Source organism: Sphingobium sp. L-44 (assembly GCF_056859495.1).
This window is the reverse complement of record NZ_JBSXOQ010000111.1, coordinates 1-8,879: the sequence shown is the minus strand read 5'-3', so window position 1 is coordinate 8,879 and position 8,879 is coordinate 1. Positions and strand designations below refer to the sequence as shown.

At 59.3% G+C, this 8,879-nt stretch carries 6 protein-coding genes and 1 pseudogene; 3 read left to right on the top strand and 4 right to left on the bottom strand.

Going from position 1 to position 8,879, the window contains the following annotated elements; translation table 11 throughout:
* Nucleotides 1-915 (top strand): phosphoenolpyruvate carboxylase (locus AC13EK_RS18295; RefSeq protein ID WP_483022316.1); only part of this gene is annotated, 915 nt, incomplete at its 5' end.
* Nucleotides 916-1,586: 671 nt separating this feature from the next.
* Here AC13EK_RS18295 and AC13EK_RS18290 read toward each other — a convergent pair.
* From AC13EK_RS18290 to AC13EK_RS18280, 3 genes and pseudogenes are all read right to left on the bottom strand, one after another.
* Nucleotides 1,587-1,817: pseudogene (locus AC13EK_RS18290) on the bottom strand (transposase domain-containing protein); the annotation flags it as partial.
* The gene (locus tag AC13EK_RS18285; protein ID WP_483022315.1) at nucleotides 1,818-2,801 is read right to left on the bottom strand and encodes a LacI family DNA-binding transcriptional regulator; all 984 of its coding nucleotides are present in this window, start codon (nucleotides 2,799-2,801) and stop codon (nucleotides 1,818-1,820) included.
* Nucleotides 2,798-3,955 (bottom strand): L-dopachrome tautomerase-related protein, encoded by a 1,158-nt coding sequence (locus AC13EK_RS18280; protein ID WP_069335892.1) that lies wholly within the window; start codon nucleotides 3,953-3,955, stop codon nucleotides 2,798-2,800. Before AC13EK_RS18280 ends, AC13EK_RS18285 begins: the two co-directional genes overlap by 4 nt.
* Nucleotides 3,956-4,262: 307 nt before the next feature.
* Here AC13EK_RS18280 and AC13EK_RS18275 point away from each other — a divergent pair, with 307 nt between their 5' ends.
* Entirely contained in the window at nucleotides 4,263-5,090 is an 828-nt protein-coding gene (locus AC13EK_RS18275; protein ID WP_483022314.1) for a glucose 1-dehydrogenase, read from the top strand.
* Entirely contained in the window at nucleotides 5,083-6,363 is a 1,281-nt protein-coding gene (locus tag AC13EK_RS18270; RefSeq protein WP_483022313.1) for a D-mannose isomerase, read from the top strand. Before AC13EK_RS18275 ends, AC13EK_RS18270 begins: the two co-directional genes overlap by 8 nt.
* A gap of 839 nt (nucleotides 6,364-7,202) precedes the next feature.
* On the opposite strand, the gene AC13EK_RS18265 is transcribed toward AC13EK_RS18270, so the two are convergent.
* Entirely contained in the window at nucleotides 7,203-8,489 is a 1,287-nt protein-coding gene (locus AC13EK_RS18265; RefSeq protein ID WP_483022317.1) for an ISL3 family transposase, read from the bottom strand.
* Nucleotides 8,490-8,879: the final 390 nt, after the last annotated feature.

Genomic DNA, 8,879 nt, shown 5'->3' with positions numbered 1-8,879 from the left:
CAGCTGTTCCATGGTCGCGGCGGCGCGGTCGGGCGCGGTGGCGGCTCCGCTTTCAAGGCGATCCAGGCGCAGCCGCGCGGCACTGTGCAGGGGCCCATCCGCATCACCCAACAGCGCGAGGTGATCGCGGCCAAGTTCGGCACACGCGACGTGGCGATCACCAATTTGGACGCGATGACCAGCGCGACTCTGCTCGCCAGCCTGGAGCCCGAGGGGGTGTCGGCGAAGGATGCCGCCCCCTCTGCGGCGGAGCTGGACGAGCTGTCGAAGGACGCCTTCACCGCCTATCGCGATCTGGTCTACGGCACCGAGGGGTTCAAGGAATTCTTCCGCCAGCTCACCCCGATCCAGGAAATCTCCGGCCTCAAGATCGGTTCGCGTCCGGCGAGCCGGACCAAGAGCACCGCGATCGAGGATCTGCGCGCCATTCCCTGGGTGTTCAGCTGGGCGCAGTCGCGGGTGATGCTGCCGGGCTGGTATGGTTTCGGCCATGCGATCGCCGCGTTCGAGGACAAGGCACTGCTGGCCGATATGGCGCAGCATTGGTCCTTCCTCCAGTCGGCGCTGGCCAATCTGGAAATGGTGCTGGCGAAGTCGGACCTCGGCATTGCGGCGCGATATTTGCCGCTGGTCGAGGACCAGGCCAAGGCGGAAACGCTGTTCGGGCGCATCCGCGAAGGCTGGTCGCTGACCCATGACGGGCTGCTGGCGGCCACCGGCCAGTCGCGCCTGCTGGAACGGAGCCCGACGACCGAGACGTCGATCCGGCTGCGGCTTCCCTATATCGAGCCGCTCAATCTGCTGCAGGTCGAACTGCTCAAGCGCTATCGCGCCGGCGAGGATGATGCCCGGATCAAGGAAGGCATCGAACTGTCGATCAACGCGATCGCGACCGCGCTGCGCAACAGCGGTTGAGGTGATCAGATCTGTATCAAAAACGCGAAAGTGGTCGGCGTCATGGTGGGTAACGGCGTGCAATCCCATCGAACCGAGTATATTCAGTTTGTGGTAGCTCGTGCGGATGACGAGGGTTTGCGAAGGACCCATAATCCTATGCCGCACAGCGCGGCGCGTTGACGGATGTCATCAGCACAAAGCCAACCATGTCTCAAAATATATCGCCCTGCAGCGGGAGCGTGAAGAAATGGCGAACTGGCACCATGAACGTGATCCACAGTTGAAGCTGCTGCTGCTGCGCAATCGCACGTAGGACGTCGGTCTATCCGTCCAAAGCGGCCGATCGCTGTCGCAGGATTTCCAGCGTCATCTCGGCCGCTCGCTAGGCCGGGGCCTTTGGCTCTAGGCTCCAACCATGATCCAACAAGACCCCCTACAGGATGATCCCGTAGAAGCTTTTGATGCTGTGCGTCGGGAACTGAGCCTCCTGCGTCACGCGCTTGAAGTGTTGATTTCCACTGAGAAGTGGCTCTGACTTACTTTTGCTGATGGGTCGGCTCATGTTGCACCTACCAATCGCGCTTGGAGCAGATCGAGCTTTGCGCGGCCGTACATCTGTCTCTTGATGAGTTTAAGACGCGTGATCTGTCCCTCGGTCGTAAGCGCTAAAGCACCTCCACAGGGCGCGCTCAGGCGGCTTGATCGATGACGGGGCTGGCGGTGGCGCGACTATCTACCCAGTTGTAGGGGAGCAGATCATCGATGGGATCTGTGTCGCCTCGCAGGATGATGCGGGCGAGGACATCGGTGAGGTAGGCCTGAGGGTTGATACCGCCCAGTTTGCATGTTTCGATGAGGCTGGCGAAGGTCGCCCAGTTTTCAGCCCCCAGATCATGGCCTGTGAACAGGGCATTTTTCCGTCAGCAGCTACTTCGCCTTACCAAGGCGGTCGGCACGATCATTTGCTTCAAGGGCGCTGCGTCGGTGCGACATAGCGCGTCGATAGCGAATGAAGCCATATCGTCGCTGCGTTGATCGAAGCTGGTTAGATCGTAAGCGGGCCAAGCAGCAAACGGAGTGTTGTCACATCCGATGATCCTGAAATCGTCCGGCGCATGAAGGCCGTGCTCAGCCCAGAGGTCGATGATACCGGCAGCGATCAGGTCATTGCCGCAAAACACGCCGTCCGGACGCCGGGGTTGAGCCAGAAGGAGCGATCCAGCCTCGCGCCCCCAGCCATAGTCATAGCCGCCATGCAGCGCTTCGACTTTCACAATCCCAAGTTTGCGCAGTACTTCGGTGAAGCCTTCCGGACGGGCGGAATGGCTGAGCGTGTCGATCGGACCCATTACGCTCGCAAACTCTTGACTACCGCTGGCGTGGAGGGTGCGCGCAGCTTGTCGGCCCGTCTCCTTATTGTCGGAATTGACGGCGCGCACCCACTCGCTTTCGATCGCCGAGTTGAGCGTTACGATCGGCAGGCGATGGCGATCGAGCACTGCGGCGACCTCAGGTGAAGAGATCGACAGGGCGCTCACTACGCCATCGATGTTCAACGCGACAAGATCACCGACCGCCTCGTCTAAATCACGGTCGCTTTCGACCTGAACAAGCATCACCTGTCTGCCCGCAGAGGTCAGCGCGCGCGTGAAGCTCTCGAGGGTCATCGTGTGAAACGGATTGTAAAAGCCGCCCACCACAACCGCGACGATGCCGCTCTTGCCGCGACGCATGATGCCGGGAAGGCGACTGGGGCGGTAGCCGAGCATAGCCGCCACCTTCTCGATCCGAGCACGCATCTCAGGAGAAACGCTAGCGCCAGGAGTGAAAGCGCGCGAAACCGCCGACTGAGACACGCCGGCGGCACGGGCAACATCGTGACTGGTTGGCCCGCGTCCGGTCATGGCGCGGTGATGGACATCCGTGCGACAATGAAGGGGGGCTTGCGCATATCAACACCGTTATGGAATTGCGGCAGCCGCGTCCACTGGCCAAGCGTAACGTAGACGTAAGAATTGTCGGCAAATAAGCCGTCAGGCCACACGAAGCGCGGATCGCGAGCTATCATCTCGAAGCTGCCGTCAAGATTGCGGCGCAAAACTGCGTCATGATCGGACGCAGATATGTAGAGGCGACCCCATGCGTCAGTGGCGATACCGTCAGCTGCGCCCTTCTCGCCTTCGTCCTTGACCGCCGCAGCGAGCTCAGCTTCGCTCACGGCAAAGTCAGCAAGAAGAGCGGTGGGTAGGCTGTAGAGCCGCCGGCTTGAAATTGGTGCGTAGTAGAGCGTCGTGGAATCTTTGCTAAGTGTGATTCCGTCTGCCCCGCCTCTGGGCATAGCTGGCGGCTTCTGCGCGCCGTTAAGCACGCGACCGTCCAGCACGTTCATGTAGCCCGGATCAGGAATCACGGACGCGTTACCCGTTAACACGCGCCGCTGCCGCCCGGTGGCTATGTCAACGACCACCAGCGCTGCGTCCTTTGCCGAGCTGTCAGTTATGTAAACCAGGCCCTTCCGTCCGTGTGTCAGGTCGACACGAAGGTCGTTCATGTTGCTGTCTGGCAGCATCGAGCCCGTCAGCAGCAGTTTGGCGATGATGTGTCCCGTGTTGGGATTAAAGCCAATTACTTTTGCCCCACCAGGTTCGTAGGGCTTGCCCTTCACTTTGCCGCTGTCGAGAACCCACAGCCGGCCGCGCGTATCGGCGGTAATGCCGTGAGCAGAGATTAGCCGATCCGCTGCGGGGCGCGCGGACGGCATCGCCATTTCTGAACTAGGCCAAGGCATGGCACGGCCGTCGCGGTACTCGATGAGTGTCGGACCGGCAGTGTCCATATCCTGCTTGGGCTGGCTCAGAAACAAACGGCCGCCGATCACTGCGATGCCGGACGGATCGAAGTCAGGAAGGCTTGCCACGATCTCCACCTTCCCGATCGAACCGAAGGCGGGATCCGCGTTTTCCGTTATTGGCGGTACATGAGTGGGGCTCATAGCCGGCGTTTGGGCGGCGACAGGTGCCGCGATCACCAGCAACGACGCTGCGAGAGTCAGACGCATTCAAAGGCTCCTAGTTGAATGTATTATCGTCGGCCCGGGTGCTCCGCTCTCCGGCCAAAACCCGTATCTTGACTTCATAACTAGCTTGATGAGTTTTAGTTGCATCGCGATGCAACCGTTGCGCTGGCCGCGTGTTTTACCCTCCAGACTGTCCTTCGACCGAAAGACACCGTGCCCCGACCGGTCCCGAAGTTATTACTACTTCGTGCGCCGCTCCTGCTTCACGCCCGCGCCGCTCAACTGAAGTTGCAAAAATGAACGGAGAACACTTTTCATGATCAATATACCTCCTCAGTCTCAGAACCGCATGCCCGGACGCGAAAGCGAACTGGAGCCATCTGCCGAGCATATTCGGGCAAGCTACAAGGGCTCGGGGCGCCTTGCCGGCAGATGCGCGCTGATTACCGGCGGCGACAGCGGTATTGGCCGTGCCGTCGCACTGCATTTTGCCCGCGAGGGCGCCAGTGTAGCCATTACCTTTCTGCCCGAGGAGGCGGATGACGGTGCCGAAGCGATCCGCGCGATTGAGGCCGAAGGCGCACGGGCGGTAGCAGTTATAGGAGACCTGCGCGAGCCAACTTTCTGCGATAATGCGATCGAGCAAGTCGTTGCCGCGTTCGGCAGGCTCGACATCCTAGTCAATAATGCCGGCATCCAGAAGGCCGCAGATGAACTCGGCGAGATCAGCGATGCAGATTGGGAATGGCATTTTGGCGTCAATGTCGACGCAATGTTCCGGATGAGCCGTGCTGCTCTGCCACACCTTGGCGAAGGTGCTTCGATCATCGCCACCACATCTGTAAACGGCTTCGTCGGTAACAAGCGGCTCGTCGCCTATTCTGCCACGAAAGGTGCGATGATGGGCTTTACACGCGCATTGTCCCAACAACTCGCGCCCCGCGGTATTCGCGTCAACGAGGTCGCGCCAGGACCGATCTGGACCGCGATCCAGCCCGCTGGCTTCGGCCCCGTTGATCCACAGATGGTTGCGGACATGGGCAAGGATGTGCCGATGGGTCGTATCGGCCAGCCGAGTGAGGTCGGACCCGCCTATGTTTTTCTCGCCAGCGAGGAAGCGTCGTACATCACTGGACAGACGATTCACGTCAACGGCGGGATGCCGGTCAATGGTTGACATGCTCGCTACTCTCTCCGTGCCATCCGATAGCTGGCTGCGTAGCCCTCTTCACCATCAATGGCTGGAGATACAGGGGCAGAAGTTGCTCGATTTCTCGAAGGAGTCGCGTGTGGACGCTGGCTTCGCCCCGCTCGATGATCGCGGCTTCCTGTCCGATGACGCGCATGCCGACACGATTGTGACCGCGCGGATGACTCATGCTTACGCCTTGGGCGCAGTTCAAGGCCTGCCCGGCTGTGCGCCATTGGTCGAGCATGGCATTGCCGCGTTGCTTGGGCCGCTGCGCGACGAACGGCACGGCGGTTGGCTTCCGATGGAAGGCGACACGGGGGGACGCAAGCTGGCTTATGTCCATGCTTTCGTCGGGCTTGCGGCTTCGTCAGCGATTGTCGCAGAGGCCAAGGGCGCAGATACGCTTATGGCGCATGTTTTACCAGTGCTCGAAGATCGCTTCTGGTCCGACGAGGAAGGTGCCATGCGCGAAAGTTTCGCCGCCGACTGGAGTGACGAGGAGGACTATCGCGGCGCAAACAGCAACATGCACTCGACCGAGATGGCAATGGCTCTTGCCGACGTTCTGGATGCGCCCGTCTGGCGTGAACGGGCGTTGCGTATCGTCACGCGCATCGTGCATGATCTCGCCAGTCAGCGTAACTACCGCTTGCTGGAGCATTTCGACCGGAACTGGGCCCCGATCCTCGACTATAATGCGGACGACATTTGCAATGATCTGCGACCTTATGGCCAGACCCCAGGGCATTTCCTTGAATGGTCCCACCTATTGCTCAAACTCGAAGCCGCGCTGCTCCGAGCCGGAGAGGTAGCGCCAGACTGGCTGCTCACAGACGCGATCGGCCTATTCGACGCGGGTGTCACCACTGGCTGGGCGCGTAACGGTAAGCCGGGCATTCTCTATACCGTCGATTCGAAGGACGAACCTTCCGTGAGCAACCGCCCACATTGGGTGCAAGCAGAGGCAGTGACCGCCGCCGCCGCACTGCTCAAACGTACCGGGCGTCGTAGCTACGAAACCTGGTATCGTAGGTTCTGGGACTTCCTCGATCTCCACATGATCGATCGTCGCTGCGGCAGTTGGCATAACGAGGTCGATAGCGACAATTATCCCTCCTCATGCATCTACTCTGGGAAGCCTGATCTTTATCATGCATATCAATCAACGCTAACCCCAGTTTTGCCCCTCGCACCGTCGTTGATGACGATGCTCGCCATGAAATCATCGAGAAAAACATTCAACAAATTCTCTATGTAGTAGATGATTACAGTGAGGTAAAATGAGTGATGTTGCGAGCTTCGTAAAGTAAATATTAGATCTGTTCAATCGATGGCGTTATTTCAAGGTGTTTTAACCGGAAACATCAAAGGAGAGAAATTACGATAACGGCGTAATGCTCGAATGGCAGATCGAGTCAGCATCGGCCCGTTTTGGGGGGAGCCGAGCCCAATGGCTCTATGACGCGGCCCCCTGACGAGCGGGAGCGGCAACTATCGCAATTTCCTACTCCCGACCTGACAGGCGGCTATCGGCCAAGGCCGGTCGTTCCAACTATGTGCGACAAACAGGTGATTGCCGCCTACCGGAATAGCAGGCAAAATCGGTTAACTATTTGCACTTCCCTGCTGCAACGAGAGCCGCACGATAGCGGCGACCATGTTCGGCCCGCCATGCATTCGCATTCGCGGTTCCCTTTGCAGCTAACCGGCGCTTATATTCGGCTTCCATCGCGCGCCTCTCCGGTCCCGGACCAGAATCAGCAAGACATCGGGCCGATACCGAATTGGACCGCGAGTTCCCGTTGGCGATGTCGCCAGACAGTTTATTCGCCATCGTACTGGTCGCCGTTTGCCCCATTGGCATTGGATCGACGGGCGCATATTGAGCCTGTGCCGACTGATTGAAAAGAAGCAGAGCGGCGCTCACCGCGCTGCTTGTGGCAAGACACCTCATATGGTTCTCCCGATAATCAAAATTCAATATGCAGAAAATGTGCGACGTCGCCCAACAGCGAGCGATGGTTAGCCTCATAATATCGACGGACCACGTCCACTGAAGGGCAGTCAGCACCGAAAATCAGGTGTTTTCCGACGCCTTCAGGCGTTAGCGTCTATCTGTGCCCGTTTTATGTGACGCCCCCCAATTGCCTTGCGCGCCGCTACCAGTTCAGGGACGTTCTCCTCGATTACCACCACCAGGATCGCTTCGGATTTGGCAAGTCCATCCCACGCCGATGTCATAAGGCGCGCAAGGACACGCGCCGAGGGCGTGCGTGCGAGGCCACTTTGATTGGCCTTTTCGGCGAGACGCCGCCGTTGGGCCCATTGTGAGACAACACCACTCTGGCCGACAAAACCTTCCGCGCGCATCTCGCGCCAGAGCGCCAGGGCATTGCGGGTGCCGTTATCCCATCGGTGGTTCAGCCATGGCAGCCAACTGTCCAGGAAGCTGGGTCGGGTGCGGAATACGTCCATTCGCTGACCGCGCAAAACATCGCGAACGAGCTTTCGGCTATGGCCGGTCTGCCGAACAATCTGCCGGATGGACGTTCCATTTTTCGCCAGTTCCCGGACGGCATCATTGGTTTCCTGCCGGCGGAGGTAGCCTTCATACTGTAGCTTTTCGGCATAGGTGAGCAGCCTGGGATCGACGACAGTGCTACCGACCGCCTGCCTTATCTGCCACATGGACTTGCTGACGGCATCCAGAAACGCTCGGCTCGAGTTCTCCATGAGATGCCAACGATCGGCAACCTGCTCGGCATCAGGGAGCCCTCTGGCTATCGCTTCACCATAGCCACCGCCTCGATCGCGGGCGACTATCGATATGGACGGGCGCTTGGCAAGCCAGGCGCGCGACGTTTCCAGTGCGCGGTCCGGTAATAGGGTGACAGGTGTCCGGCGCTCCAGATCACAGACGATCGTCCCGTAGGTCTGGCCCCGCCGGAAGGCGAAATCATCAATACCGATGACATGCAGCTCCTTATTCTGTTCAATGACCCGCCGACGTACCACCCGCAGCAAGGTATCCTTGCTAACCGGCATCATGAGGCGATTGGCAAAAGCGGCCCCAGGCCTGCCGCCGAGCGCCAGCCCAAGGTAGTGAACAATTGTTTCAAGTCGCTGAGTTCGCCGAGCATACCGAGCTAAAACGCCTTCATCGAACTGCTCGCAGAAAATGCGTCGCCTGCAAACGACAGTGTCGCACCAAAAGCGGCGCGTCAGAATCTTCAGAACGGCGCGACGACCACCAAGGGGAAGATCCGATGGCCGGCGCACATATCGGCTTTGAACCCGCCGAAATGGTCGCCCGCAGTCAGGGCAAACCGCAAAAATACAGCGTGAGCGCAGCAGGATTTGGACATCTTCCCCAACGCTCTGCACTGAGACAACTGTGTGATCGGCGTCTAAAAGGGACCCCTCATTTCGATAGCTTACACAGTCGCGTGGAAGTTCATGCGGCGAGATCGGGATGTTGGTTTTGGAGACAGTGGTTCGTATCCGGCGTGAGTATGCCGGCGGGAAGGCGATCAAGGCGATCGCGCGTGATCTGCATGTGTCGCGGAAGGTAATCCGCAAGGCGATCCGGGCGCCGGAAGGCGCATTTGATTATCGACTCAAGGTTCAGCCGCTGCGGTCACGTCCGTCAATGTGGTGTAATTTCGGTGCTGGCCATCGGGCTGCATTTTCAGGCGGCCTTGGGTGTAATCTGTAGCGGCTGAACCTCCTCGGTTATGGGTGTGGCAAGGGCGGCCATGCCCTCGATCTGCATGT